At 41.9% G+C, this 26,887-nt stretch carries 28 protein-coding genes and 1 riboswitch; of the genes, 20 read left to right on the top strand and 8 right to left on the bottom strand.

What is annotated here, in order from left to right; all coding sequences use genetic code 11:
- Positions 1-97: 97 nt before the first annotated feature.
- Complete coding sequence (locus tag M1K46_RS19110; RefSeq protein ID WP_256227278.1) at positions 98-1,039, bottom strand: M15 family metallopeptidase; 942 nt, start codon at positions 1,037-1,039, stop codon at positions 98-100.
- A 228-nt stretch (positions 1,040-1,267) separates the two neighbouring features.
- Here M1K46_RS19110 and M1K46_RS19105 point away from each other — a divergent pair, with 228 nt between their 5' ends.
- From M1K46_RS19105 to M1K46_RS25880, 3 genes are all read left to right on the top strand, one after another.
- Positions 1,268-1,417: a hypothetical protein gene (locus M1K46_RS19105; protein ID WP_156316246.1), complete on the top strand. Its 150-nt coding sequence runs from the start codon at positions 1,268-1,270 to the stop codon at positions 1,415-1,417.
- 341 nt (positions 1,418-1,758) lie between these two features.
- Positions 1,759-2,967: a threonine synthase gene (locus M1K46_RS19100; protein WP_256227277.1), complete on the top strand. Its 1,209-nt coding sequence runs from the start codon at positions 1,759-1,761 to the stop codon at positions 2,965-2,967.
- Positions 2,968-3,039: 72 nt separating this feature from the next.
- Positions 3,040-3,145: riboswitch (SAM riboswitch) on the top strand.
- Between the two features lie 412 nt (positions 3,146-3,557).
- Complete coding sequence (locus M1K46_RS25880) at positions 3,558-3,827, top strand: Fur-regulated basic protein FbpA (protein ID WP_375162221.1); 270 nt, start codon at positions 3,558-3,560, stop codon at positions 3,825-3,827.
- Here M1K46_RS25880 and M1K46_RS19090 read toward each other — a convergent pair.
- The gene (locus tag M1K46_RS19090; RefSeq protein WP_256227276.1) at positions 3,739-5,772 is read right to left on the bottom strand and encodes a YhgE/Pip domain-containing protein; all 2,034 of its coding nucleotides are present in this window, start codon (positions 5,770-5,772) and stop codon (positions 3,739-3,741) included. The two genes, M1K46_RS25880 and M1K46_RS19090, sit on opposite strands and share 89 nt — an antisense overlap.
- Before the next feature lie 170 nt (positions 5,773-5,942).
- Between M1K46_RS19090 and M1K46_RS19085 the strand changes: the two genes are divergently transcribed.
- A complete protein-coding gene (locus M1K46_RS19085; protein WP_091007106.1) occupies positions 5,943-6,143 on the top strand; it encodes a hypothetical protein in 201 nt (66 codons plus the stop codon).
- 86 nt (positions 6,144-6,229) lie between these two features.
- Here the strand turns inward: M1K46_RS19085 and M1K46_RS19080 are convergent, their stop codons facing one another.
- Together M1K46_RS19080 and M1K46_RS19075 are read right to left on the bottom strand one after the other, a co-directional pair.
- The gene (locus tag M1K46_RS19080; RefSeq protein WP_256227275.1) at positions 6,230-6,649 is read right to left on the bottom strand and encodes a universal stress protein; all 420 of its coding nucleotides are present in this window, start codon (positions 6,647-6,649) and stop codon (positions 6,230-6,232) included.
- A gap of 20 nt (positions 6,650-6,669) precedes the next feature.
- Positions 6,670-7,860, bottom strand: coding sequence for an MFS transporter (locus M1K46_RS19075; protein ID WP_091007103.1), 1,191 nt, complete (start codon positions 7,858-7,860; stop codon positions 6,670-6,672).
- Between the two features lie 193 nt (positions 7,861-8,053).
- On the opposite strand from M1K46_RS19075, the gene M1K46_RS19070 reads away from it, so the two are divergent.
- Positions 8,054-8,485, top strand: a complete 432-nt coding sequence (locus M1K46_RS19070; protein WP_256227274.1) for a MerR family transcriptional regulator — start codon at positions 8,054-8,056, stop codon at positions 8,483-8,485.
- 57 nt (positions 8,486-8,542) lie between these two features.
- Here the strand turns inward: M1K46_RS19070 and M1K46_RS19065 are convergent, their stop codons facing one another.
- Both M1K46_RS19065 and M1K46_RS19060 read right to left on the bottom strand, forming a co-directional pair.
- Positions 8,543-9,178, bottom strand: coding sequence for a flavodoxin family protein (locus M1K46_RS19065; protein WP_062235982.1), 636 nt, complete (start codon positions 9,176-9,178; stop codon positions 8,543-8,545).
- A 126-nt stretch (positions 9,179-9,304) separates the two neighbouring features.
- A complete protein-coding gene (locus tag M1K46_RS19060) occupies positions 9,305-10,948 on the bottom strand; it encodes a M4 family metallopeptidase (RefSeq protein ID WP_256227273.1) in 1,644 nt (547 codons plus the stop codon).
- A gap of 347 nt (positions 10,949-11,295) precedes the next feature.
- Here M1K46_RS19060 and M1K46_RS19055 point away from each other — a divergent pair, with 347 nt between their 5' ends.
- The 5 genes from M1K46_RS19055 (at position 11,296) to M1K46_RS19035 (ending at position 14,846) form a co-directional block, all read left to right on the top strand.
- Positions 11,296-11,529 carry a hypothetical protein gene (locus M1K46_RS19055; protein WP_053355290.1) on the top strand — a complete coding sequence of 78 codons (234 nt, stop codon included), beginning with the start codon at positions 11,296-11,298 and terminating at the stop codon, positions 11,527-11,529.
- A 123-nt stretch (positions 11,530-11,652) separates the two neighbouring features.
- Positions 11,653-12,135: a hypothetical protein gene (locus tag M1K46_RS19050; protein ID WP_256227272.1), complete on the top strand. Its 483-nt coding sequence runs from the start codon at positions 11,653-11,655 to the stop codon at positions 12,133-12,135.
- Between the two features lie 46 nt (positions 12,136-12,181).
- Positions 12,182-13,036 carry an STAS domain-containing protein gene (locus M1K46_RS19045; protein WP_256227271.1) on the top strand — a complete coding sequence of 285 codons (855 nt, stop codon included), beginning with the start codon at positions 12,182-12,184 and terminating at the stop codon, positions 13,034-13,036.
- Between the two features lie 119 nt (positions 13,037-13,155).
- Positions 13,156-14,130 (top strand): ring-cleaving dioxygenase, encoded by a 975-nt coding sequence (locus M1K46_RS19040; protein ID WP_256227270.1) that lies wholly within the window; start codon positions 13,156-13,158, stop codon positions 14,128-14,130.
- An 80-nt stretch (positions 14,131-14,210) separates the two neighbouring features.
- On the top strand, positions 14,211-14,846 hold the full coding sequence (locus M1K46_RS19035) for an FMN-dependent NADH-azoreductase (protein ID WP_256227269.1): 636 nt from the start codon (positions 14,211-14,213) through the stop codon (positions 14,844-14,846).
- 225 nt (positions 14,847-15,071) lie between these two features.
- Here M1K46_RS19035 and M1K46_RS19030 read toward each other — a convergent pair whose 3' ends face one another.
- Positions 15,072-15,893 carry an MBL fold metallo-hydrolase gene (locus tag M1K46_RS19030; protein WP_256227268.1) on the bottom strand — a complete coding sequence of 274 codons (822 nt, stop codon included), beginning with the start codon at positions 15,891-15,893 and terminating at the stop codon, positions 15,072-15,074.
- A 91-nt stretch (positions 15,894-15,984) separates the two neighbouring features.
- Between M1K46_RS19030 and M1K46_RS19025 the strand changes: the two genes are divergently transcribed.
- The 9 genes from M1K46_RS19025 (at position 15,985) to M1K46_RS18985 (ending at position 25,294) form a co-directional block, all read left to right on the top strand.
- Positions 15,985-16,599, top strand: coding sequence for a class I SAM-dependent methyltransferase (locus M1K46_RS19025; RefSeq protein WP_375162220.1), 615 nt, complete (start codon positions 15,985-15,987; stop codon positions 16,597-16,599).
- A 69-nt stretch (positions 16,600-16,668) separates the two neighbouring features.
- Positions 16,669-18,021: an amino acid permease gene (locus tag M1K46_RS19020; protein ID WP_256227266.1), complete on the top strand. Its 1,353-nt coding sequence runs from the start codon at positions 16,669-16,671 to the stop codon at positions 18,019-18,021.
- A 178-nt stretch (positions 18,022-18,199) separates the two neighbouring features.
- The gene (locus M1K46_RS19015) at positions 18,200-18,745 is read left to right on the top strand and encodes an RNA polymerase sigma factor (protein WP_256227265.1); all 546 of its coding nucleotides are present in this window, start codon (positions 18,200-18,202) and stop codon (positions 18,743-18,745) included.
- Positions 18,738-19,241, top strand: coding sequence for an anti-sigma factor family protein (locus tag M1K46_RS19010; RefSeq protein WP_256227264.1), 504 nt, complete (start codon positions 18,738-18,740; stop codon positions 19,239-19,241). Before M1K46_RS19015 ends, M1K46_RS19010 begins: the two co-directional genes overlap by 8 nt.
- Positions 19,242-19,251: 10 nt before the next feature.
- Positions 19,252-20,085: a hypothetical protein gene (locus M1K46_RS19005; RefSeq protein WP_053355279.1), complete on the top strand. Its 834-nt coding sequence runs from the start codon at positions 19,252-19,254 to the stop codon at positions 20,083-20,085.
- A gap of 136 nt (positions 20,086-20,221) precedes the next feature.
- Positions 20,222-21,358: an MGDG synthase family glycosyltransferase gene (locus tag M1K46_RS19000; RefSeq protein WP_256227263.1), complete on the top strand. Its 1,137-nt coding sequence runs from the start codon at positions 20,222-20,224 to the stop codon at positions 21,356-21,358.
- Between the two features lie 46 nt (positions 21,359-21,404).
- On the top strand, positions 21,405-23,087 hold the full coding sequence (locus tag M1K46_RS18995) for a DUF6044 family protein (protein ID WP_256227262.1): 1,683 nt from the start codon (positions 21,405-21,407) through the stop codon (positions 23,085-23,087).
- Positions 23,088-23,107: 20 nt separating this feature from the next.
- Positions 23,108-24,106 carry a glycosyltransferase family 2 protein gene (locus M1K46_RS18990; RefSeq protein WP_091007085.1) on the top strand — a complete coding sequence of 333 codons (999 nt, stop codon included), beginning with the start codon at positions 23,108-23,110 and terminating at the stop codon, positions 24,104-24,106.
- A 204-nt stretch (positions 24,107-24,310) separates the two neighbouring features.
- The gene (locus tag M1K46_RS18985) at positions 24,311-25,294 is read left to right on the top strand and encodes a cation diffusion facilitator family transporter (protein ID WP_256227261.1); all 984 of its coding nucleotides are present in this window, start codon (positions 24,311-24,313) and stop codon (positions 25,292-25,294) included.
- A 209-nt stretch (positions 25,295-25,503) separates the two neighbouring features.
- On the opposite strand, the gene M1K46_RS18980 is transcribed toward M1K46_RS18985, so the two are convergent.
- A complete protein-coding gene (locus M1K46_RS18980) occupies positions 25,504-26,088 on the bottom strand; it encodes a hypothetical protein (protein WP_256227260.1) in 585 nt (194 codons plus the stop codon).
- A gap of 196 nt (positions 26,089-26,284) precedes the next feature.
- On the opposite strand from M1K46_RS18980, the gene M1K46_RS18975 reads away from it, so the two are divergent.
- Positions 26,285-26,770 (top strand): peptidoglycan-binding domain-containing protein, encoded by a 486-nt coding sequence (locus M1K46_RS18975; protein ID WP_091007081.1) that lies wholly within the window; start codon positions 26,285-26,287, stop codon positions 26,768-26,770.
- Positions 26,771-26,887: the final 117 nt, after the last annotated feature.

Here is a 26,887-nt window from a genome sequence, read left to right as displayed (position 1 = left end):
TTAGTATAACACAAGATGATTTTTATTAATATAATTACTTTTAGTAAGTATTGATAAACAAAAAAAGTACCAGCCAGGCGGCTAGGTACTTTTAAATTTATTTTCCATTAGAGACGGGCACGGCATTAAAGTATTCTTCCAGTGTTTCTCCTTTGCCCATGATCTTTTGTGCAACAGATTTTCCTACAAAACGGATGTGCCAAGGCTCGTACTTATACCCGGTAATGGAGTCCTTTCCTTCGGGATAGCGAATAATAAAGCCGAACTCTGAAACATGTTTAGCAAGCCATTTTGATTCTTGTGTGCCGCCAAAACAATCTTGGGCAGGACACTTTCCGCCGTCTCCAGCAACATCAATCGCCAATCCTGTTTCATGTTCACTTGTTCCAGGAAGTGCGCTGTATGTTCTTGCTTTTTCATAGCCATCGCGTTTGGCATAATTATTGAACAGCGTTGTTTGTGTAGCATGCGAACGGTATGCTGAAACTCCGGTCAAGTGGATTCCTTCTTTTTCCGCGGCAGCAAACATGGTTTCAAGCGCATCAGCAGCAGCCTTGCGCATCATGCGTTTCTCGGTCTTTTCACTGAAAATAAACGGTACATCAGGATAAACAAGGTCTGCCGGCTTGTAGTTTTCAGGCAGTTTAGAACGTTTGTTTACTAGAACGGGAATACTTTCTGGATGGGCTACAACAGAGACACTGTCGTCCTTTTGAGCTGGCGGTTTTGGCTTTTTATTCTGATCCTGCGAAGGCTCGCCCGGTTCATTTTTTTTCTTATCCTGATCTTTTTTCGGTTCAGGATCCTGGCTTACATTGCCGTTATTGTTCTTGTTTTCGCCGTTCTTTTTGTTTTCATCAGAAGGTGTGTTTTTATTATCATTTTTTTTCGTCGGTTCATTCTTTTTATGTGCCTCATGTTCATGTTTTTCCGTTTTATGAGACGTATTATCTTTTTGGGTTTGATCATCATTGGAACAGCCGGCAAAAAGAGCCAGACTTAATGCAAATGCAACTCCTGAAACTAACCTTTTCTTCATATGTAAAACTTCCTTTCAAAATTGCGTTGTTGATTCCGACTTCTAATTATAACTGAAGTTTCCCTGTGAAACAAAGGATGAAACTGAATATTATATGAACATATCATAGTACAATGAACCAATCCGTTAAACATTCATAAAATAAAATATTAAAAAAATTAGATAAATAGGTTTCAGGCTTGTAAGTGCCGGGTATAGATTTAGAAAACTGGTAAGGAGGGATGGACAATGGATATGAATCAAGTTGCGCAGCCTATTTCGAAGCCCATGACCCAGTCCGTTCTGAAGCAGCCGCTATTGCTGGCAGCAGGAACATCTAAAAAACCAGACGAAGATCGAAAACCAGAGTATGAATTAACGTTTTTGAATCCAAACTGATTTTTCTAGGAGATTGTACTGATGTTGAACTAAAAAGCCTGGACTCATATGAATAGAGTTCAGGCTATTTATTTTGTCTTGAGATAAGATATGATGGATATATATTACATAAAAGGGAGTGATGTGATGGTTCTGAAATTGAAGGGAGTTATTAAAACGGGTGAACACATCAACGGGAAGTTATACCTTAGTTGACTTATCAGAATACCTGCATTAAAATTTTACACAATAGAATAAATTGCTGATCAGAAAACTGAAGGCACCGCTATGCATGTTATTCCTTATGCACAGCGGTGCCTTTTTGCTGTCCTTTTCTGGTGAGGGAATATTGGAGGTATGTTATGTCTTTCAGCTATGTCAGCCATCTTGAATGTCCAAAGTGCGGCAACATCTATGCTCATCACGAACCTAATCAATTGTGCCAGTGCGGTTCCCCCCTTCTCGTAAACTATGATTTAGAGGAACTGAAAAATGAGAATGAAATTATTAATAAGGAGAGGAATGATCTTTGGAGGTACCATAAGCTTCTTCCTGTTATAGACCCAGATCATGTGGTATCACTGGGAGAGGGGATGACTCCTTTATTATCCATGCCTGCTCTCGGTGAGAAGCTTGGAATTGCAAATCTGCTCATGAAAGATGAGGGCATGGTACCTACCGGGTCTTTTAAGGCCAGGGGAGCGGCAGTCGGCGTTTCAAAAGCCAGAGAGCTCGGTATTACCCGGCTTGCCATGCCGACCAATGGCAACGCAGGAGCCGCCTGGTCACTCTATTGTGCAAGGGCCGGCATAAAGCCGTACATCGTTATGCCAGTGGATGCCCCAGTCATTACGAGAAAAGAAGTGGCGATTTCAGGTGCAGAGCTCTTTCTTGTGAACGGCCTGATCAGTGATGCCGGAAAAATTGTCGCGTCCCTTGTGAAGGAAGGAGGTTTCTATGATGCTTCCACATTAAAAGAACCTTACCGGATTGAAGGCAAGAAAACGATGGGGTATGAAATTTTAGAACAATGCGGAAGCGAGCCACCTGATGTTATTTTATATCCAACAGGCGGAGGAGTGGGGCTGATTGGCATATATAAAGCATTGAAAGAATTCAGGGAACTGGGCTTATTTAAAGGAAGCAGACTGCCGCGTTTAGTCGCTGTCCAGGCTGAAGGATGTGCACCGATCGTAAAAGCATGGGAAGAACACAAGAGTGAATCGGAGTTCTGGGAAAATTCTGAGACAGCCGCTTTTGGTATCAATGTTCCAAAAGCGATCGGAGATTTTCTTGTCCTTGAAGCACTTTATGAAACGGATGGATGCGCCGTTGCCGTTTCAGAAGATGAAATTAGCTTTACTCAGCGCCAAACTGCAGAGCTTGAAGGAAGTTTTATTTGTCCGGAAGGAGCGGCTGTGTTTGCCGCCTCAAAACGATTGAGGGAAAATGGCTGGATCAAAGCAGATGAAAAGGTGATATGCCTAAATACTGGGCAGGGGATTAAATACCCTGATTCGGTTTCTGTAGATCCTCCCGTTTTAGAGCCTGGAGAAATCATTCGAAAATAAAATGAGTTATTGTCTTGACAATAAGATGGAAATCCCTATAATTGAATCCAATAGAATACATTTATCTTATATTTCTTATTTAGAGAGGTGGAGGGATCTGGCCCTTTGAAGCCTCGGCAGCGGACTCAATTATGAGCACTGTGCCAATTCCACAAGCAAAACGCTTGAATGATAAGAAGAGTATAACTTACGATGGCGATTCAACCTCTTCTTGTGCGTATTTTTGCTTCCGCAAGAAGAGGTTTTTATTTATGCAAAAAAACCAACTAATTCACTGTGAAATATAAGGATTGCTGATTGGTCAACCAAAGGCGCTTCATCATGAAAATGACGGCGGTTATTTTTTTGTTAAAAGCTTTATTAGTAAACGTAGTTGTTTTTTTGTGGGGTGTGATTGAACCGCCCTCTGCTTTTCGGGCGTTTCATTTGTTTCACAAATCAGCAGGCTCTTATCATCGCCAGCTATCACACACACCTTACTGTATAAAAAGGACTTGAGGGTCTCTTTCAAGCATCAGTATGCGATGCACAATAGGAAAGAAAATCAACAATGTGCTTTAAAAAAGCCTTGTAAAAAAGGAGGGATTGTTTTGGAAAATCAACTAAGAAGAGCTGTGGAAAGCAAACGAAATCAGCTGATCAATAAACTCATCAATATGGGCATTTATAAAAAAGATGAGCTTCATTTATTTCAGCTGACACTCTCTGATCTTGAAGAGGAGTATGCAAAGGCAGTAGGCGGCAAGAACAGCCGCAGGCTAAATAAACCACTCATTGAAGTATTCTTGCTTTTTTCGCGCCTGCTCCCCTTCTATTCTGTATTCGCTGCAACGGTTTTCTTAAAAACAGGGCAGCAATAAGAAAAACAGCGGGGAAAAGCAGCAGATGATACAAGTCAGACAGTACAACTTCTCTAATCATTCCCCCGGTTGCTTCTCGCAGTAAACTGACTCCATACGTAAACGGCATATACGGATTAAGCTTTTGAAAGAAGGAAGAGGTCATTGTCACAGGAAATGTTCCGCCTGAACTTGAAAACTGCAGAACGAGAAAAATAACCGACAGGCCTTTACCCACATTTCCAAAGATGGAAACGAGCGTATACGTTAGTATGACAAAGACGATGCTCAGGAACATGGCAAATAAAACAAACCATGTTTTGTCCACAATGTAGGAATGGATAATGAACAGGTCACCAAGAGATACGACAAGCCCCTGCAGCATGCCGATCGTTGCAAAAGTCATCAGCCTCCCAAAATAAAAAGAAAGCGGTGAAACCTCTCCTTTACTTGGAACTTCACCTACTTTAAGAGAAGAGATGAGCAGCATTCCTCCCACCCAAAGCGCAAGTAAGGTGTAGAAGGGAGTCATGGCTGAGCCGTAATTAGGAATCGGAAAAATTTTATTCTCCTTCAACGTGATAGGAGAGGCCAGAAAATCACTTTCCTTTTGAGCATCGTTCTTTAACGCTTTAATGATATCTCTCAAATTATTGCTGCGTTCAAAATCCCTGATTTTATCTGCCGTACGTGTGATTGATTTCTCCATGGCGGGCAAGTCTTTTTCTGCAAATATAGCGGCCCTGTGGATTGCTTGTTCTATTTGGGGAAGCTGGGTATCCATCAATATCCCTGCTTTTTGAATATCTTGTTTGACACCCGGCCAATCGTTCCTCATAAAATCTGCTGCCTGTTGGATTTTCTGTTCTTGTGCGGGCCAGTCCTGTTGAGCAAATAAAGAAAGCTTCTGCAGAGGTTCAGTGTATGAGTCTGCACGGCCAGAAAGGATTTCTTTGTTCTGCTGGACGGTGTTTTTAAGCTGATGCAATTCTTCTTTGATCGCTTCTAATTCATCAGGCTGGTATGAGATATCCGGGTTAGTTTTTTGTGCTGCGTTTCCTTTTGAGATCGCTTTATCTGCGGCTGTCTCTAGGTCAGTCAGTGAGCGTTCAAGATTCCCTGCCGTGTCATCTGCAGTTTGAAGTTTTAACAGATTATCCTGAAGAGGAGCCAACTGGTCGAACACCACTTTGATCTTAGGCAGACTTTCTTCCGTTTTAAGGATAACAGCCCCCAGCTTATCGATGTCGTGCACGTTTTTTTGAAACTCTTGGATCATACCCGCTCTTTTTTTTAACTCATTCATTTTTTTATCAAGCGAGATGATACGGTCTCCCATCTGATTGATTTGAGAAAACTCTTTTTCCAGAGAAAATATCTTCTGTTCAAAGCTGAGTATCGTTGGCATTTCTTTTTCTAACGTCATGCCAGCTTCGTTAAATTTTTTAAAGATGGCGTTTCCTACACTCTTCGTGAAATTGTCGCTAACCTGGTTGATAACAGTGGAAACTCCTGACTGGGTGATCTTAGGTGATACAGCATTGATTTTTTCGTTTACTGTATATACGATTTCAGGTTTTTCAGGATTTTCACTCGCGATGCTTGAAATCTTTTGTGAAAAATCACGTGGAATGAAGAGACTGGCATAATACTTCCCTTTCACCACTCCATCATGAGCGGTGTCTTTATCCACAAAGGTCCATCCTAGCTTATGATTGTTCTTTAAATTTCTTACGACTTGACGTCCGATATTAATGTGCTCATCCTGCAACAGGGCTCCTGTATCTTCATTCGTGATGGCAATCTTTATGCCTGATGTGTTTTCATAGGGATCCCACATGGCCTTAATATTCACCCAGGCATAAACAGATGGCAGTACAATTAACCCAAAGATCAGCAGAGCTGCAGAGGGAATTGTCAAAATGTCTTTCCAATCCAAGAAATAAACGCGGAACATATTTTTCATCGTCACAAATCCTTTTCAAAGCAATTTAATGAAGATAGCAGTTCTGCATAGTCTTTGTTTCAAACGGAAGTTTATGTAAAGCCCCTTATCAGGTGTTGAAAAGAATTGGACACAGCCGGCCAGGTTATGGTGTACTAATAAAGGAATCTTATTTAATGGAGGAATTCAGATTGAACGAACAAATGGCCAATGAAATTCTTTCTGATCTGCGCAGCGGGAATCTTAGTGAATACGTCGTTATTAAAGAAGAGTTTTTTGTCTTTCGTGAGGTTCTTGTAAAGCAAGAGGATAAGAAAGCATTCCGCGGATTCATCGTCCCGGGCGGTGGGGGGAACGTAAAGTATTTGTATCAGCCTGGCTGGACAGCTTAAACGGAAATATAAAATGAGCTGGATCTGGAGCATTCTGGATCCAACAAAAAAATCGGTACCCTATCTGAAGGGAACCGATTTTTTTATTATTTAACGATAATCACCGGGCATTCTGCTGCATGAGCTACCTGATGGCTGACACTTCCCAATAAGGCTTCTTTTATAAACCCCTTACCTGTGCTCCCCATGACAATGACATCGTACTCGTGTTTTTTTGCATACGAAGTGATGATCTGAGAAGGCTCCCCGTTATAGGCATGCGTTTCATAGGGAATTCCTGATTCAGAGAGATACTGAATGGCAGGCTGCAATAGTTCTTTGTCCTCTTCTTCCATTATCTCATCCAGATCAAAGTTAAGAAGCGGTTCCTGCAAAGGAAGGTTTTTATTTACATGCAGAATTGTAACCATTTCAGTATTCATCTTATGAGCCAGTTCCACTCCGTGCTGAAGAGCGCGGGCAGAAGGAGCTGAACCATCAAAGGCAATCAGAATTTTATTGTACATTGTAGAGACCTTCCTTTCCTTTAATGAGAAATTGAATCCACATGAGCAAGATGTTTACGGCCAAACGCAACAACCAGCATGGCGAATAGAACAAAAATCGCGCCCGTTACAAATGGTACATGTGGTGAATAGGTTTCAGCCAGTTTATTGGCAAGCCATGGTCCGATAGCACCACCGATGAAACGTACAAAACTGTAGGCAGCCGAGGCGGTTGCCCGCTCAACCGGTGCTACCTGCATAACAGCTGTTGTGATCAATGTATTGTTTGTCCCAAGGAAAAGACCGGCAACGATAACGGCTACGATGACCACTGTGCTTGATTCTGTCCAGATTCCCATAGCCAGCAGTGTCAATGCGAATAAGATCAGCATCGCACACATGGATTTTACTGTACCGAATCTTGCCTGAATTTTTGGTGCAACGAATACAGAAGTTATGGCTAAGCATAAGCCCCATCCGAGGAACACATAGCCGAGGCCATGTTCGTCTAAATTCATAACAAATGGTGAATAGGCCATTAGAGTAAAGAATCCAATGTTATAAAGAAATGCGGTTAGACCCAGTCTAAGAAGTCCTGGATATTTCAATGCTTTAATCGGGTCGAGTACAGAACTTTTAACTTTTGGTTTAGGTACATGCGGCATTTTTAACAATAAGGCAAAGAATGCGATCACCATCAGTACGCTGACGCCGTAAAAAGGTCCGCGCCAAGAAATCGATCCCAGCTCCCCACCAAGTAATGGCCCAACGGAAATCCCCAATCCGATGGCTGCTTCATATAAAATAATGGCTTTTGCAGTACCTCCGATGGATAAACCAACAATGGCGGATAAAGCAGTTGCGATGAATAACGAGTTTCCTAACCCCCAACCGCCGCGAAAACCAACGATTTGGGAAATTTCATTAGAGGAGCCGGCTAAGGCAGAAAAAACGATAATCAATAATATTCCTGACAATAACGTCCACTTGATACCAACCCGGCTGGAAACCACGCCTGTAATCAGCATAGCGATACCGGTAATCAAATTGTAGCTGGAAAATAATAATGAGACCTGGCTCGGAGTAGCGTTAAGCTGATGAGCGATGGCAGGCAAAATAGGATCCACGAGACCCAATCCCATAAAAGAAATAATGGTGGCAAAGAAGATAACCCATATGACCAGAGGCTGTTTGCTTGGCTGTTCCTGGATACTCAATGCTTCTTGTTTCATACCTAAAAACCCCTTTTTCTATTTTAATATAAGTTAAAATAAATCACGTAATAGCATTGTTTACTCAAGAATTATAAAATATATTAACCTTAACGTCAACGTAAACATTTCCTTTTTAATATGCTTTTGTGGTATTTTTTATATAGAGCGATTTTTCGTAGATTTGAACTTTAATGGCAAAGGAGCAAGAAAAATGAATGGGTTAAAAATAGATGATGTGGCTAAGCAGAGCGGGTTAACAAAACGGACGATCCGTTATTATGAACAGATCGGCCTGCTAGCTTCACCTCCGAGGAGTGAGGGGGGAATAAGACTATATTCAGAAGAGCATGTGGAGTTCTTAAAGAAGATCACAAATGCAAAAGAAGTGATGGGCTTTTCGCTTTCGGAGCTACAGGAATTCATTACACTCAGTGACACCTTAGAACTTCAAAAACATGATTACAGACAGTTTAAAGGGACGAGCCAGCAAAAAGAAAAGCTTGAGAAAGTATTAATGACAGTAGAAGAGCAATTAAAACTATTAGAACAAAAAAAGAAAAATATTCTCAAGGTGGAGGGAGACTTGGTCTCTCTTCGTGACAGGGCAAAAGCTGCGCTGATTCGGTTTGAAAAGGAAAAATAAAAAAGCAGGCGGGAAAGGGTGTAAATAACACCCGTCCAGCCTGCTTTTTTTTATACGTTAATTGGTTTGTTCAATGACGTTTCCTTCTGCAGGAATAGGGTGCTCCTTGAGCAATTTCGCAAAATGAATCAAGTTATGCGCCATGATCTTGGAATGCTGCATCGTAAATTCGTTTTCATAGCCTTTGGACTCGATATAAGAAGGACCAGGGCCAGCTTCTCCGACCCAATACGTATCTACATTCGGAGGGACTGTAAATCCGATATGAGATAAAGCGTAGAGCACTGAACGGCTGACATGCTTGGCGCCGTCTTCGTTTCCTGTTACAACGACACCGCCGACTTTGTTATAGAAGAGATATTGCCCTTTATCGTTCGTTTGGCTGCTTGCCCCATACAGCCTTTCAATTAATACTGTTGTAAGACTGCTCTGCTGTCCTAGCCAGATCGGAGAACCAATAATTAAAATATCGGCTTCCTTTACTTTTTCGAAAATAATCGGCCATTCATCATTATCGCTGATGGCATCTCCTGTTACTCCGTATTCAATGTTATAGTCTGCAAGGGTAACGAATTCTGTTTCAATTTCTTTTTCATCAAAAATTTTAACCGATTCATCAATGAGTGCTCTTGTATTTGATGTTTGGTTGCTCTTGTTTAAGGTACAGTTAATAACGAGTGCTTTTATGGACATTATTGATTCTACTCTCCTTCTGTTCGATTCTTTTTGATACAATGTACCCTTCTATTCAAACTGAAAACATAAAAAAGCCCGCCGGCTTCCCAGGATCTAGGAAACAGGCGGGCTCTTATTGTTTTATTAGTTCACTCCAACATTCGTCCACGCTGTTTTTACTGCTGTGTATTCAGCGCTTGTGCTGCCATACAGATCAGCAGTAGCGCTTAATAGTGCAGCACGTGCTCCGCTGAAGTTAGTAGTCGGCGTCATATAGCGAGTCAGTGCTCTGTAGTAAATTTTCTCTGCTTTAGCTTTTCCGATCGCAGTGATCGTGTTATAAGCAGCTTTGTTAGGGATACCGCTGTTTGTATGCACTCCGCCATTATCACTTGAAGTGTTGACATATCCGCTCATATTGTCAGGCTGACCATAGAGCTTTGGATTTGAGAGGCTGCGGAGGCCATCTCCAGCTGTTCCAGGAGTATATACATCTTCACCCATCAGCCAGTCGTTTGGATCAAGGAAATATCCGAACACGTCTGACATGGATTCATTTAATGCTCCTGATTGATAGGAATAATTGAGTCCTGCCGTTCGTTCTGTTACCGCATGCGTTAATTCATGGGCAACAACATCAAGTGCACCGGACAATGGACGGAACTGAACGCCATCGCCATCACCGTATACCATCTGTGATCCATTCCAGAATGCGTTGTTGTATTTATAGCTGTAATGAACGGTAGAACTAATGGATGCACCTGCATTATCAAAGCTGTTGCGTCCATGAGTATTTAAATAATAATCATAAACTTTGCCGGCATAGTAGTTCGCATCAACATCTGCACCTTGTGAAGATGAAGTCCAAGCGTTGTTGGAATCTACAGAATACGCTCCTGGAAGGCTTGACCTATTTTGAGCCGTGTAGGTTTCGATGACACCATTCATCGGTTTCGTGGTGTCAAATAAGTAATAATAGCCAGCAGATAGATAGGTGTTTAACGTTTTGCTGTCACCGAGGACACCGTATCCAGAACCGGTGGTCGGTCCATCGTTATTTACAGCGTTAAAGCTCTTAAGGACATCTCCATTGGCTGCATCAACGTAGACTTGCCAGTTTGCAGGATAAGGATCGATGAATTGAAGGGCAACACGGTAGGCAAGTTTGAATTTATCTCCGTCTTTAAACATGACAAGTTTGGACTTTTCGACCGTATCACTTATCTTTGCACCTTTAAAGGCAAGCGGCTTGAGGTTTTCTTTTTTTGGCTGTTCACCTATATGCTTCCAAGCAGCTTTTATGGCGTTCGCCTTTGTCAGCTTTTTAGTAGCTTTAAAATTTTTAGGAAGGTTGGAATGGACGTCTCCATTGATTGCAGTAATTTTTCCTTGCTTGTCCGTATGAACGATGAACGTTGCTCCATCAATTGGAACACCGTTGATCGACTGGTTAAACACATAGTGTGTCATACCTAAATCATCTTTTTCTTGTTTTACTAGAGTGAGATGCTTTGATGCTTCAAACGGAAAGAGTTGTTTATTGCTGTCTAGAAAGGCAAGGATTTCTTTCTTGGAAAGGTATGTACCTTTGGAAAGTTTGCCTGAAATAAAGGATGGAACAGCATTTTCTTTTGAACGAGTAACTTGAACCTGAGAGGTAACGGTTTTGTCATTCTCATGAAGAACCAGCTTTTGAGCTTTTGTTCCAGGCTCATTAGCTGCTGCTGCCTGATAGGCTGAACTGAATAGTAAACCAGCCGATAGTACTGCAATCAAACCTTTTTTCATAAAATACCCTCCTAAAATTCTGTGTAGGGGGCGCCCTTGGATTTATCATAGCACAGGGGCAGTACTTCGGTATTGGGAAAAACAGGGTGGTTTACTGTGAAATTCAGATTAAAGTTTACACCTGTTTTCCCAAGTATAAAGACAGAGAAAAAGGAGTATAATTTTGTGTCTTTTTTGTGTCTATTAATAAAAAGTGATAGTGATGGGTATTGCAAAACAATTACAATTCCCGTTCAGGGTATGAATTAAACCTGAAATATGTTATTCTATATAGAAATAATAAAAAATTATTTGGGCAATATAGCTATTTTGAGCTCCCCCTCATAATGGAAAGGGGATTGATGACCATGAATCAATCAAAAATTCAGGACATGCTGCTCGATCTAAAAACGAAACAATACATCGAATCAGATGTAACCCATACGCTAAGTCAAAATAGTATCCCATTAATCTCAATAAGCTACAGTAAATCCGACCATGTTTTTAAAATACAATATTCCGATAACCCCGAGATTGAGTCATACGCTAATATCGACGCAGCGATGGACGCTATCACCTCAGAGTTAAACAGACATAAATAAACACCGTGATTACGGTGTTTTTTCTTTTGCCTTGACACTCGTATTGTTAAGGGTATATCTACTTTTGTACTAGCAGATATGATATAATCACAGGAAAATTAGTAGAAAAGAAAGAGGCTGACAATGCTTACATTTTCAGAAAAAATAAATATTATTGAAGAAAACTTCCCTCAATTAACAAGGAAAGATATTTCCCTTGGGCGCATAAATTACCATCTCGAGGAGAGCAATCGCGACAAAAAAATTGTTATACAGCATCTGCATCCGAACGGGAACGGTTTTGTTTATGCTGGCCATCTGCCTAGAGGCAAGAAGAATGAAAAAGGCATGGTCAACATCCGGGATTATTCGGCTGACGAGCTGATTAACCTCGTAAAGAAATCAATGGACTATTTATTAGAAGAAAAGAGTAATTCAGAAGAGGAGTCTAATCCTTCAGAACCGGAAAAAGAAAATTGGATTGGAGGAGTAGACCACGAAAAGCTCCTGCTCGTTCATGAAGATGAACTATGGAATATATATGCGGGCTTAAATTTAGAAGCTGCTTTTGAATCCTATAAAGAAGCACATGACTATTTAGTTGAAGAGGGCTTTCAAAAAATATAGCCAGCCATTTTCATGATACTTAATCTTAATTGAGGAGTTTATAGAGATGGACATAAATCAAGAATTGCATCAATTTCTTCTGAATAGAGCCAGAAATTTAACCGAGGAATGGTATGGTTCCCTTGATAAGTCAGGCACGGCTGGAGTATACAGTTCCAATGATCCCGCAGTTATAAAGACGCTGAAAGAACAAAATTATGAATTTCATATTCATTTATGTGAAGTGCTTGTAAAAGACGAAGAAGCCTTTTTTAAAGATTTTGATGAGTGGATTATTAAAATTGCAAAAGACAATGAACATTTAAAAACACCCATTCATTACATCATAAAAGAATTCATGAGGGTACGGCAGCAGTATCTTGATTATATCAACGAGTTCGTATCGATTCATCCAGAAGACATCGAACAGTTGCAGATTGAAGAATGGAATCGGGTGATGATCAAGGTTTTTGACAATGTCATGCTTCAATTCATTGAGGAGACCCATAAATATTCCACCAATCGGCTGAAAGCACAGCAAGAATTACTGAATGAATTGAGTTCACCTGTCATCTCATTAAATAACGATACCGCTTTACTGCCGCTTGTTGGCGATATTGACACGGCCCGTGCGAAGTTTATTCTGGAGAATACACTAAATCAATGTGTCCAAAAGGGAATTGGCCATCTCTTTATTGATTTATCGGGTGTTGTGATGATTGATACTATGGTAGCTCATGAGATCTTCCAGCTTATTGATGCACTTGATCTCGTCGGTGTGAAGACTACCCTTTCAGGTATTCGTCCAGAAATCGCTGCAACTGCAGTTCAGCTCGGCCTATCCTTTGACAGGGTTTCTATCTCTTCTACACTGGCTCAGGCGATGGACTTCAATAACGAGCAAAAAGGAAATAGCAACTGATATTTGCCAGGCAGCATTACTCATTGTAATGCTGCCTTTTTTATTTGAGTTTGAGGGATAAAAGGGTATGATACTAAATAAAAGGAAGAGTAACGAAAAATGTATTAATAGGAGGCATTATGGAACTAAAAGGAATACACCACGTCTCAGCCATCACGGCATTAGCGGGGAAAAACTATGAGTTTTATACGAAAGTCCTTGGAATGCGGCTGATCAAGAAAACCGTCAATCAGGATGACACCTCTGTTTATCATCTGTTCTATGGCGATGAAAAAGGGAATGCAGGAACTGAATTAACGTTTTTCGAAATCCCCAGAGCAGGAAGGAATCATGATGGCGCTAATAGCATTTCAGAAATATCCCTTCGCGTAAAGAACAATGAAGCGCTGCAATACTGGAAAACACGGTTCGAAGAGAAGAAGGTCGAACATGAGGAATTGTCGGAACGGTTCCGCCGGCTGTCATTAGCTTTTAAAGATGGAGAAGGACAGCGCCTGCGTCTTGTTTCAGACGAAACGAATAGTGGCGTAGCGGGCGGTGTGCCATGGGAAAAAAGCGCTGTTCCAAAGGACTTCGGAATTATCGGTCTTGGGCCGGTCATGCTGACGGTTCGTACAAGAGAATTAACCGAGGAAGTCATCACTGAAATTTTAGGATTCAGAAAAAAAGGAGCTTATGCTTCTCAAGTACCTGGTCAGCCGGACATTCTCGTGTACGAAACGGGAGAGGGCGGTACGGGTGCAGAACTTCATATTGAAGAGCGAAAGGACTTGCCTCCTGAACGGCTGGGAAGAGGAGGAGTTCATCATGTGGCGTTCCGTGTGAATGATGAAGAGGAACTCAGACAATGGATCAATAAAATACAGGGCGCCCGAATTCCAAATTCAGATTTTGTAGACCGGTACTATTTTAAGTCGTTATATTTCAGAGAGCTTAATGGGATTTTATTTGAATTAGCGACGGATGGTCCAGGCTTTGCTACGGATGAGGACCTTGAACATCTTGGTGAATCATTGGCATTGCCTCCTTTCCTCGAACCGAAGCGCCAAGAGATTGAAGCCAAACTGAAACCGCTGGATACCAAATTGTCCTAAACTTCATGTAGTGGGTATGGGATTCCCTCCTTTGCATCATATTAACTAAGAAAATCAAACTGCAAAGGAAGGGATAACCTATGGCAACTATACTTTATATCACTGCCCACCCTCATGATGAAACACAATCCTACAGCATGACTGCAGGAAAGGCATTTATTGAATCCTATAGAGATGCAAATCCAAGTGATGAAGTCATCCACTTGGATCTATACAAAGAAAATATTCCTCAGATTGATGCTGATGTATTCAGCGGGTGGGGAAAGCTAAGAACCGGTTCAACGTTTGATCAGCTGTCTGAGAATGAGCAATCCAAGGTTCGGCGGCTATCCGAACTGACCGAGCAATTTGTTGGCGCGGACAAATATGTTTTTGTGACGCCGCTTTGGAATTTTTTGTTTCCACCGGTTATGAAGGCTTATATTGACTCCATTTGTACAGCAGGAAAGACATTTAATTATACAGAGCAAGGTCCGGTCGGTTTGCTCACAGACAAGAAAGCACTGCATATCCAGGCGCGCGGAGGGATTTATTCGGAAGGCCCAGCCGAGGAATTGGAGATGGGGCACCGTTATATTGGGGTAATCATGAATTTCTTTGGTGTTCCTTCTTTTGAAGGTTTATTTGTCGAAGGGCACAATCAATTTCCTGACCGGGCGGAAGAAATTAAACAAAATGCCATTGCGAGAGCAAAGGAAATAGCCCTGAATTTCTAAATGAATAAAAAACGAAAAGGAAAGCCTTTTACGCAAGTAAATAGCGTTCCTTTTTCTTTTAGGCTTTGTTAAAGCATATTGTTTATTTTCTTTCGTAATGGGCCTCGCATACTGATGCTTAAAAGAGACCCTCAAGTCTTTTTCTCCATTAATAAGGGGTGAACTGGCAAGGCGATTCAATCACCCCCACCAAAAATCAACAACATGGACTAACAGAGCTTTCTTTTAAGTAGTAAAGAGCTCTCCTTGAATAGCTTTAATATATCGTTCTGCGGATCTTTGAACAGCTTTTGATGCATTTTCTTGTACGACTCTGTGAAAAGCATTATACAAGCGATTAAATTGTAAATCCTTAACATTATCGGCTATACGGCTAACAACGGAAGCAGGCAGAGGGATAAGGTTAGGATAGCTGTACATAAAACTGACCCAGCTGCGGTCAGCCACCACCTGTATGACGTCTCCTGTTAAAAGGACACCCTTTCTTTGGCTGCCATCAGCCCAGTGAAGGACTGCTCCTCCCTTAAAGTGGCCGCCCAGATGGTGCAGCGTCAATCCCTTGCTAAGTTCAAGCTTCTCACCTGACCAAAAATGAATATGGCTGCTTGTGCGGGTGACCCATTCTTTATCGCCTTCATGTATGTAGATCGGTACGTTGAACGTTTCTGCCCACTCTACCTGGCTTGAATAATAATGGGGATGGGAAAGGGCAATCGCATCGATACCTCCAAGCTGTTCAACCGCTTCAATCGTAGCTTTGTCAAGGTAGGTAATGCAATCCCATAAAAGATTGAAACCTTCGCTTTGAACAAGGTAAGCCGTCTGTGAGATGGCAAAGTCTGGCTGGGTATGTATAGTGTACAGGTTTGGCTCATATTCCTTGATGATGTTGCAAAAATCGTCAGCTCTCATTTCTTTAAGTGTTGTCCATTTTTGGCCAGCCGGATTAACATACTGCCTCTCTTCATTGCAAATGATGCAATCTGATGGAGGCTGCTCAGATTGCTGGTACTGAACACCGCATGTGCTGCAAATAAATAATTCCACATCATCAACTCCTAATCTTAATAAATCTTAATAAATTCTGCACACGATTCTTAAGGTTTGAATCTTATGATAGAACTATAAATTCAAACCAATGGAGTGTGTTACAGTGTCCTTATCTTTTGTTTCTCAATACATCGTTAAGCCAAGAACGGTCGGAGCCATTCTCCCGAGTTCCACATATCTTGCTGCAAAAATGGTAGGAGAAATCGATTTTAACTCTGCCTCCTACATTATTGAACTGGGACCAGGGACGGGAGTCTTCACTGACAAATTGCTTGATAAACGAAATGAGAAAACTACAATCTTGATTATAGAGTATAATAGAGAATTTTATAAGCGATTAGCATATAAATACAAAGATGAGAAAAATTTCTATGTTGTTAATGGTTCTGCGGAAAACCTGCATCTTTATATGAAAATGTACAACATTCCTTATGCAGACGCCATTGTTTCAGGTCTGCCGTTTGCCAGTCTGCCAAAGGAAATGTCAGATTCAATTTTAATAAGTTCAAAAGCCGCGCTTCATCAAGACGGTAAATTTATTACGTTTCAATATACAAAATGGAAAAGGAAAATGATTGAAGAGTTCTTCTCTTCCATTAACGTAAAGAAAGAGCTAAGGAACATGCCGCCGGCCTATGTTTTCAGCTGCAGCAAACAGCTGAAGAACGATAAACATGTTCAGCATGAAGCAAGAGAGGGTTAATCCCTCTCTTTTTTTTGTACATATTCATCCTGAATCTACAAACAATAAAAAGAAATCAGGGGTGATGTGATGAGCAAAACGAGCTGCAGTTCTTCAACTGGCCAAGACAGCAAGAGTGGAGACTTAAAATGGTGGCAGCTTTCTTTAATGGGAGTGGGCTGTACGATCGGAACCGGTTATTTTTTAGGTTCTTCTATAGGAATTATGATGACGGGGCCTTCTATCGTCATCTCTTTTATTCTTGCTGCAATCGGTACATCTATCGTATTTAATGTTCTCGCCCAAATGACGGCTGAGGATCCTCAGAAAGGTTCTTTTTGTGCGTATTCGAAAAAAGCTTTTGGGCGCTGGGCCGGTTTCAGCTGCGGGTGGAACTATTGGATATCCAATATTCTTGTGATGGGAAGCCAGCTGACGGCATTATCAATTCTATCCCGCTTTTGGTTTCACAGTGTTCCTTTATGGGTGTTTGCCGCAGGTTACGCAATATTGGCTATCGCCGTTGTTTTGACGGGGACAAAAGGATTTGACAAAGTAGAGGATATTCTGGCCATTGTAAAGGTTGCCGCCATTTTGATGTTCATCGTCATTGCGGCAGCAACGATGATCGGCTGGATTGACGGCGATGTGAAAAAGCCGGGTCTTCCGGACAGTACACAAGTATTCTTTCACGATGGATTCAGGGGATTCTGGTCCTCACTCATCTATGCGTTCTATGCGTTTGGAGGGATTGAGGTCATTGGTTTGATGGCCATGCAGCTGAAAAAAAAGGAGGATGGGCCTAAGGCGGGAAAGGCGATGATGTTTCTGCTTACCGGCATCTATGTACTTTCCATGGGGCTTGCGGTAACCATGGTGTTTCAGCATGCATTTGACGATAAGGAAAGTCCATTCGTGACAGCTCTGAGTGATTATCATCTGCCGTTTTTTCCCCATGTGTTTAATGGAGCCATCATCATAGCGGGATTTTCTACCATGACTGCCTCACTTTTTGGGGTAACCAACCTTTTATGTACGATGTCTGAAGATGGTGATGCCCCAGGTCTGTTCAGTAAAAAAGTAAAAAAGCTCAAAGATCTGCCATTGGCTTCACTGGGGATTGGAGCTGCCGGACTGCTCGCCTCCATTATTACAGCTTTACTGCTGCCGGGAAAGATTTATGAATACATTACGACCGCTGCTGGCATATTGCTCCTTTATAATTGGCTTTTTATCATTTTCTCATCGTTAAAGGTGCTGAAGCAAAAGTTTTGGGGAAAGATGTTCTCATTTTTAGGCATCGTTTTGCTTCTAGCCAGTATCAGTGGAACGCTGGCTGAGAAAACCATTAGGCCAGGTTTTTATGTCAGCCTGCTGCTTGCAGTGGTCATTGGAATTGCGGCTCTTTTCATGCGTAAGGTCTGGAAGAAGGCAGAAACGTAATGCAATTAAAGGCTGTTTCTAAGATCACTTAGAGAGAGCTTTTTTATTTATGAAAATTATAGGTAAAATAAACGTATTAAAAATTTTAAGAGTAAAATGAACTTATTCTTATTTTTGACGTCATTTTATTAGAAGACAATTCGTTGAGGCAGTTTGTCTAGAAGCGGGTGAATAAAGTGTGGACCACGAACTCCAGCAATTAATCGTAAACGCCAAAAAAGGAGATCAGGATTCCTTTTCAAAAATCGTTCGAAAATATAAAGGGAAAGTGTACCGGCATGCCTTTGCGATGGTCCATGATCAAATGGAAGCGGAAGATATTACTCAGGAAGCTTTCGTAAAAGCTTATTTTTCACTTCATCATTTGAAGCAGGATTATGCCTTCGCCTCTTGGTTAACACGAATCGTTACAAACTTATGTTATGACCGGATAAAGAAAGCTGAAAAGTCGCCTGTGCTGCATGTGGATCCGGAAAAAACAGAACGGCTGCCAAGCACCCATTCTGAAGTTGAAAACGCACAAGTGAAAATGAATCTTCAGTTTGCGATGCAAAAGCTTTCGGCTGAGCATCGTACCGTGATCGTATTACGGGATGTACAAGGATTCTCTTACCAGGAGATTGCAGATATTTTAGAAATACCGGCAGGAACCGTTAAATCCAGAATCAATATGGCTCGAACAGAATTAAGGAGAGAACTCATGAGGGGTGATCGGGATGCATGATGAAGTAAAAGAGCTTCTTTCTGCATATGTGGATGAAGAATTAAACAGGGATGAACGTACAAAGATTGAGGAACATAGCAAGACCTGCAATGAATGCTGGAAAGAGCTGCAAGAACTGAATGAGTTAAAAGAACTGCTGTCTTCTGTTTATCATGGCGCAGAGCCGGATGAATGGCGGATTGAACAGGCGGTGCTTAATCAAATTCAAGCTGAAAGTTCACCTGACCGGCTTCTTTCATGGAAATGGATCATTGCTACAGGTTTCAGTGCTTTGGTAATCATCAGTATCGTATGGATCATGATACCTGTAATCTATAAAAGCATACACGTTGGAATGACCTTAACTTCTATTTCGTTTAGTCTGCTGCATTCAGCATTTGCCGTTGCAGGCGGACTTCCTAACCTGCTCGAAGTAATTCTTGTTCTTACATTGATTATTTTATTTGCTTCCGGATGGTCCGTACGGCGATTATTAGGCACAAAAACAACAGGGTAGGAGGGCGGCCATGAAAAGATTCCATATTTTTATCTCGTTGATCATCATGTTATTTGCCAGTATGCCGCTGCTTAGCCCTACGGCTTATGCTGCAGAGAAGAACATTATGAAATCAAAAGAAGTCGTTATTCCGTTCAACCAAAGTGTAGAAAATGTGATTGTGTTTGGGCACGATGCGGTCATAAAAGGAAAGGTCAAAACGGCAGTAATCGTTTTTAATGGAGATGTGAACATTAAGCGGCAAGCCAAAATTAAAGAGTTGGTTCTTGTTGTTGGAGGGCATGTCAAACAGGAGCCCGGTTCCAATGTTACAGAGAATATAGTATCGATCAACTTGGACAGTCCATCACAGAACAGCCTGTTTCTTGGGGGAATGGTATTGGTCGGCGGCTGGCTGATGCGGCTCATTGGAAGCATTGTTCTTGTTCTGTTAACCATTTTGGCAGGCCTGTCGTTAAATAAAAGATTCAGCAGCTTTGCAGAGATCACCAAAGGAAAAGCGGCTCGTTTCATTTTGTCAGGAGCTATCACAAGTCTGGCGATCCTGATTTTAAGCCTGTTACTGGGCATTACCGTTATCGGCATCCCGATCTCCATCATTCTTCTGTTGTTCCCTTTGATTTCTTTCATAGCTGGAATGGCGGTTTTAAGTAAAGAAACGGCAAAGAGGATCGCCGGATTAGAGAACAAACCAGCTTGGATCGTCTATTTGACAGGATCTTTTTTAATCGTATCTATTTTTAATTTCCCGGTCATCGGAGGCATCGTCTTTTTTATCCTCTATTGTCTATCACTTGGAATGTCCATTCAATGGCTGTACAGCAGATTGCGGCGGGGGAAATAAATATAAGCATTGAAGTCCTTAACTACTTGTTAAGGACTTTTTTTATTTCTAAATGAACTTTTTGCGATATTTCTCGTCTTTTTACTAGTGTAGGGACTTTTAAGCAAAATCCATTTATAAAAATAGGTGATGAAGAATGAAGAAAATATTGTTTTTACCGTTTTTGCAAATGCCGTCAGGGCATCATCAGGCTGCCGAGGCGTTAATTGATATGTTGAAGATCAGAAAAAAGGATATCGTGTTAAAGAAAGTGGACTTGTTAAGCTATATGAATGTTTCGCTAGAAAAGATGGTGACGGGAACGTATCTCAAGTGGATCAAACTCATGCCGGGAACCTACGATCTCGTTTATAAAAATTTTACCTATTCAACGATGAGAAAGGTCCATTCGTTCAAGGGTTATGAAATTTTGTTTCTGAAAAAAATGGAAAAGCTTCTGGAGGATGAACAGCCAGACGTTATTGTATGTACACACAGCATCCCGTCTTACCTTTTGAGTGCATTGAAGCGGAAAGGAAAGTGCCAGGTTCCGGTCATGAATGTATATACGGACTTTTTTATCAACGACGTATGGGGCAGGGAAGAAATTGACTATCACTTTGTCCCAAACCAGGATATGAAATCAAAATTAGTGACAGACCATCACATTTCTCATAAAAACATCATCGTATCAGGAATTCCTGTGCATGAGCAATTTACGAAAACAGAAAAACGGAGCAGTGAAAGCAGCCGGAGAAAAATCTTGATCTCAGGAGGGAGCAGCGGTTTAGGGGATATTTATGAGTTAATAACAGCTGCTGAAACGTCTGGTGCTTTCGACTATTTTGTGCTTTGCGGAAATAACCGTAAGCTGTATGAAAAAATCAGGCAGCTGGATGCGGATCATATTCATCCTCTTCCATACATTGCTTCAAGGCAAGAGATGAACGAATGGTACGACCGGGTCGATGCTGTAGTGACGAAGCCGGGGGGAATCACAGTGAGTGAAGCGCTGCAGAAAAACCTGCCCATCTTCGTTCATTCCGTGCTACCGGGACAGGAAGAGATCAATCTTGAATATTTGGAAGAAAAGAATCTGGTTTTCCGGCTTGAAAGATCTCAATCCATTGAAGGGCAGCTGCATAGGGTCTTAGGCAATAAACCTGAATTGAAAAAATGGCATGCTGCCAAAAAAGCGTATGAAAAAGGCATAGAGATGCTGTCGCCAGATCAGATGGCAAAGTTTATCCAGTCCATTTTAGAACCGGCGATGTCTTTTACTCAGCACGCTTAACCACTAAAAATGTTTTGCCAATACATCAAGACAGGAGCTTAACGAAATGGTAAGGAGGCCTATATCAAGAGAATCAAAATACTTGTATGGTGCATGGATCATTCTTCTGATCTATCTCTCTCCGCTTTTTATTTTAGGAGAGAATGTTCACATCCGAGTCCATGATAATATGGATTCCAATATTGCGTGGTACCGGGTTCTCGTTCACAGCGGACAGCTGTTTGGAAATATTCACGCTGTCATACCGCAAGTGATCAACGGCTTGCCGAGGGATGCCTTTGAAACGGAATTCAGCGGCATCGTCTGGCTGCATGCGTTGTTTCCAGCAATGCAAGCCTATGCCATATCACAGGCGATAACACGGGTGTTTGCTTTTATTGGGATGTACCTGCTGCTGAAAGATCATTTTGTGAAAGAGCAGGAATTATCGTTTATCCGTGTTGGTGTAGCCTTAGCCTTTGCTTTAACGCCTTTTTGGCCTTCAGGCATGCTGAGCACCCTCGGAATGCCGCTCGCATTATGGGCGTTTTTAAATATTCGCAATCAGGCATCAGGTCGTAAGGAATGGCTGGTCCTTCTCCTGCTGCCCTTTTACTCCAGCTTTGTATTAGGTTTTTTCTTTTTTCTCTTTGCTATGGCTTTATTGTGGATAACAGATGTGTGGAGAAAGAGAAAGTGGAATTTTAAATTCCTCATTAGTATCAGCTTTATGATTTTGATCTACATGGTGACTGAATACCGCCTGGTGTATTCACTTCTGCTTCCACAGGCACCGACGAGCAGGAATGAATTCAAGGAATCTGTCCTTGATTTTCCATCTTCCATAAGGCTGATGCTGAAAAATTTTCTATTGGGCCATACTCATGTGATGACGATTCACACGTACTTCATTTTGCCGCTTTTATTCGTGGCCCTGTGGAAGGTCATTAGACAAAAGACATGGAGAAATGAAACTCTTTTTCTTTTTCTCATGGCATTGAATGCTGTCTTATCAGTATGGTATGGCTTTTGGTTTTTTAAAGGATGGCAGCCGCTGAAAGATCAAGTCTCTCTTTTAAATACGTTTAACTTTTCGAGGTTTCACTTTCTGCATCCGTTAATTTTGTATCTTTTGTTCGCAGTAGGCTTGAAGATTGTTGGGCAGGGGAAGGGTAAATGGAAAAAAACAGCCGTGGTTTTGCTTATCCTTCAGTTGCTATTGCTGTTCACACTGAATGAGGAAATCCGTTATCGAATCGCTGGATACCCTTCGTTCAAGGAATTTTACTCCACTCAGCTCTTTGAGAAAATTGACCGCTATATTGGAAAACCGAAATATACGTATCGGGTAGCAAGCATAGGACTGCATCCCTCGATCTCTCAATACAACGGATTTTACACGCTCGATACCTATAACAATTTTTATCCGCTCTCCTATAAACACCAATTCCGGTCCATTATTTCTAAGGAACTGGACAAGAACCGAAAACTGAAGAACTATTTTGACCACTGGGGCGGCCGATGTTATCTATTCTCAGCAGAACTCGGCAAGCATTATAGTTTTGAGAAAGATTCGGATAAAGAAATCGACCACCTGCAATTAAACACAAAGGCGTTTAAAAAGCTTGGAGGACGGTACATCTTTTCATCTGTTCCTATCGTCAATGCCAGGGAAGATCATTTAACGTATGAAAAAACATTTACGGACCCGCATTCGGTATGGAAAATCTATCTTTACCAGGTGAGATGAGCTAAAAGGGAGTGAATTTGATGAATGAACCTATCTTAACGATTGTTGTTCCCTGCTACAACGAAGAAGAAGTGCTGCAGGAAACAACAAAGCAATTAACCTATCTTCTGGAAGACCTGGAGACAGAAAAGTTGATTCATACACAAAGTAAAATCATGTTTGTGGATGACGGCAGCAAAGACAGGACATGGAACATGATTGAAGAAGAAAGCTTTGTGAATGGTTATGTAACTGGATTGAAATTATCCAGGAATGCCGGCCATCAGAACGCTTTGCTAGCTGGTTTGATGAAAGCAAAGGAATTCTCGGATTGTGTCATTTCCATTGATGCCGATCTGCAGGATGACATCACCGTCATCAGGGAATTTATCCTGAAATACAATGAAGGCTGCGAGATCGTGTATGGTGTCCGAAGAAAAAGAGATACCGATACATTTTTAAAACGAACGACAGCGAATGGTTTCTATCGTTTTATGCAAAAGATTGGAATAGACCTCATTCCTAATCACGCAGATTTTCGTTTAATGAGCAAGAGGGCCTTGGATGAGCTGTGCCGATATGAAGAAAACAACTTATTTTTGAGGGGGATCATTCCTCTCATTGGGTTTAAGTCTGCAAATGTTTATTACGACCGTAAAGAACGGATGGCGGGCACTACAAAATATCCATTAAAGAAAATGCTCGCTTTTGCAGTGGATGGGATTACTTCGTTCAGTATTGCTCCGATCCGCTTTGTGACCCTCATCGGATTGATGTCCATCATCCTCAGCGTACTATTAGGAGGATATACCATTGTTCAGGAGGTCTTGGGCCGTACAGAATCAGGATGGTCATCCTTAATGATTTCCATATGGTTTATCGGCGGACTGCAGCTTTTAGGTATAGGGGTAATCGGGGAATACATCGGAAAAATCTTTAAAGAAGTAAAGCGGCGTCCAAAATACTCGATAGAAGCAAATCTTAATCTGGAAGATACGGCAAGAAAACGAGAGATTTTCCATGAAAGCACGGTCCGCTAATACAATAATAAATCCTCTTTCCTTACCAATTGTTAATCTATAAAATGGTAAGGGAGGGGGATTTTTTTATGTATATTTGAATAGCCTTTAACTGAAAATCTCATTTGAAGTACAAAGGTTAAATAAGGTGTGAGCAGCTTCCTTAACGGGAAGAATGATGTTGAACTCTATACATAAAATAAAAAATTAGAGAGTGAGGAACTAATGGGGCAGCTATTTAAACACTTAAAAAACGGAAATAAGTCCGCATTTTTAGCAGCAATCGTCAACACCATCATTGCCATCATTAAAGGCGGCGCCTATCTCAGTACAGGGAATGTGGCCATGTTTGCAGAAACGATGCACAGTCTAGGTGATGCTGCCAATCAATTCTTTGTATTCATCGGTTCTGCATTAAGCAAAAGAGGGGCAACAGACCGTTTTCCTAATGGGTTTGGAAGACTTGTGAACCTCGTGCTGCTGGGCGCCGTTCTGATTGTTGGGATCATGTCGTTTGAAACAGTTAAAGAAGGATTTACACACATCTTTCACCCGACGGAATCGACTGGCTTTGCCATCAATCTGGCTGTGCTGGGAGCGGCGGTCCTGCTCGAGGCATTCGTCCTTTTTAAAGCAATGAAAGAAATCATGCATGATGCAGGGGACACCACGAGCGGTTTTGCCGTATTCGCTAAAAGTTTCGGTTATCTTCCAAAAGCCAAACCAGCTACAAAACTTGTTTTTATGGAAGATATGGTAGCCACTGCAGGCGGACTGCTCGCTATCATAGCCATTGTCATCGCCCACTACACACCGTTTCACCAAGCAGAAGGCATCGCGTCAATACTGATCGGCCTTATGATGTTCTTTGTTGTCGGAAAAGTATTTCTTGATAATGCTGCAGGTGTCCTCGGGGAAGCAGATGAGGAAATGGAAGACAAAATTGGTGATTTGGTCTTGCGTGATCCTGATGTGAAAGATGTGGTCGGAGTAACTGTTATAAAAGAAGGCGAAGATCTTCATGTCGAACTTGAAGTCGAAGTAGATCCATCGCTGACCGTCGCCCAGGCAGACGACATAAAAGACCGTCTTGAAGAGCAGATCTTATTGGAAAAAGGCGTAGCAGATGTCACCATTGAGTTTGATGAAGACGATGGTGTTCAGCAATGGCAGGAACACCGCAAAAACATGAATAAAACTGAAAAATGAGTAAAAAAACAAAGGATTTCTCCATGCTTTATGGAGGAATCCTTTGTTTTTGATGTTGATGAAGAGAAGAAATTGGAAGGTAAATGGAAATGCAAGCCGAAACAATAGATTTACATGCCGAAATCATCAGTTTACCGTCCAAAATTTAAATTTACCCGCCAAAATGGAGCAAATACCCGCCAAATGCCCATTATGGTCAACTAACTAGACTAAAACATTCCGGGATAGCCGTAATATGGGTAAAATACCTGCTGGCTTTGCTGTCCCTGCCCGCCTTGCTGCTGCCCGCCCGGCATCCCGGGGAACAAGCCAGGAAACTGCGGCATCTGTTGCTGTCCGCCCTGTCCTTGCTGAGGCTGTTGCCCTTGCTGTTCGCCTTGCTGGGTCTGGCCGCCCTGCTGCTGCCCGCCCGGCATCCCGGGGAACAAGCCAGGAAATTGCGGCATCTGCTGTTGTCCGCCCTGTCCTTGCTGAGGCTGCTGCCCTTGCTGTCCGCCTTGCTGCTGTCCCCCAGGCATACCCGGAAACAGTCCCGGAAATTGCGGCATCTGTTGCTGTCCGCCCTGTCCTTGCTGAGACTGCTGACCTTGCTGTGCGCCTTGCTGGGTCTGGCCGCCTGGCATCCCGGGGAACATCCCAGGAAATTGTGGCATCTGAGGCTGCCCGCCTAATCCTTGCTGACTGGGTTGACCCTGGCCATAAAATCCATGGAATCCAGGTGTCTGCTGTCCTGATCCCTGGCCAGCCCCTTGTCCGGGAAATTGGGGATACATTCTTTTGCAATAATGATTCATCCAGAAACCTCCTTATTTACATACAAACTATCCTATTCTGCCTTACAGTGGTTGGACACTGATTCTAAAGACCAGGTGAAAAACAGGGCATTGGTCTCAAGAAAGAAAGGGTTAATTTTACGAAGAGGGGGAATCTTCAGGCTGAGGGGAAATTTGTAAGGAATATCAAATCCATACAAAAAAGGGAGATGGCAAAATGAAAAAAATACTTGCTAGTTTGGCAGTTGTCATCATGGCCTGGGGGATTTCATTTTCAACTGCATCAGCTTCAGCGCCAGGATTTCATCACCCGGTGGACTGGGATAAAAATTCAATTTTACGCAAGGATTCGCGTGGTGTGGAAGTTAAAAACATGCAGTATATTATCAATGTTCTCAGATTTTATACCGATTCGTCAGTCATTGACTCCGATGGGATCTTTGGTCCAAAAACCGAAGCCGCTGTTAAACAATATCAAAAAACGCACAACCTGGTCGTTGATGGTGTAGTGGGGCCGAGGACATGGGACAGCTTCTCTCAATTCATTGAAAAGAGAGGAAAGAACACTTATGGAGCCGGTGGATACATGGCCCTAAGAATCCATTGGAAATACGATAGCTCTAATTTCTACGCGCCCTCCAAAGCATATATCTATGGAAATGGCGAAACATTAACCGATACGTATCGGTTATATGCCAATTAAATGTACTTAGGAATAACAATATCCTTATAAGCTTTCCTTCAAAGAGAACGTGCCTTATTCAGGCACGTTTTTCTTTGTTTTGCAATACTGAAGCTCTTAACGTGCAAGGAATAAATC

Source organism: Fictibacillus sp. WQ 8-8 (assembly GCF_024494405.1).
Classification (GTDB): domain Bacteria; phylum Bacillota; class Bacilli; order Bacillales; family Fictibacillaceae; genus Fictibacillus_C; species Fictibacillus_C marinisediminis.
Note: the sequence above shows the minus strand (reverse complement) of the source record. Positions and strands in the feature narration are given on the sequence as shown.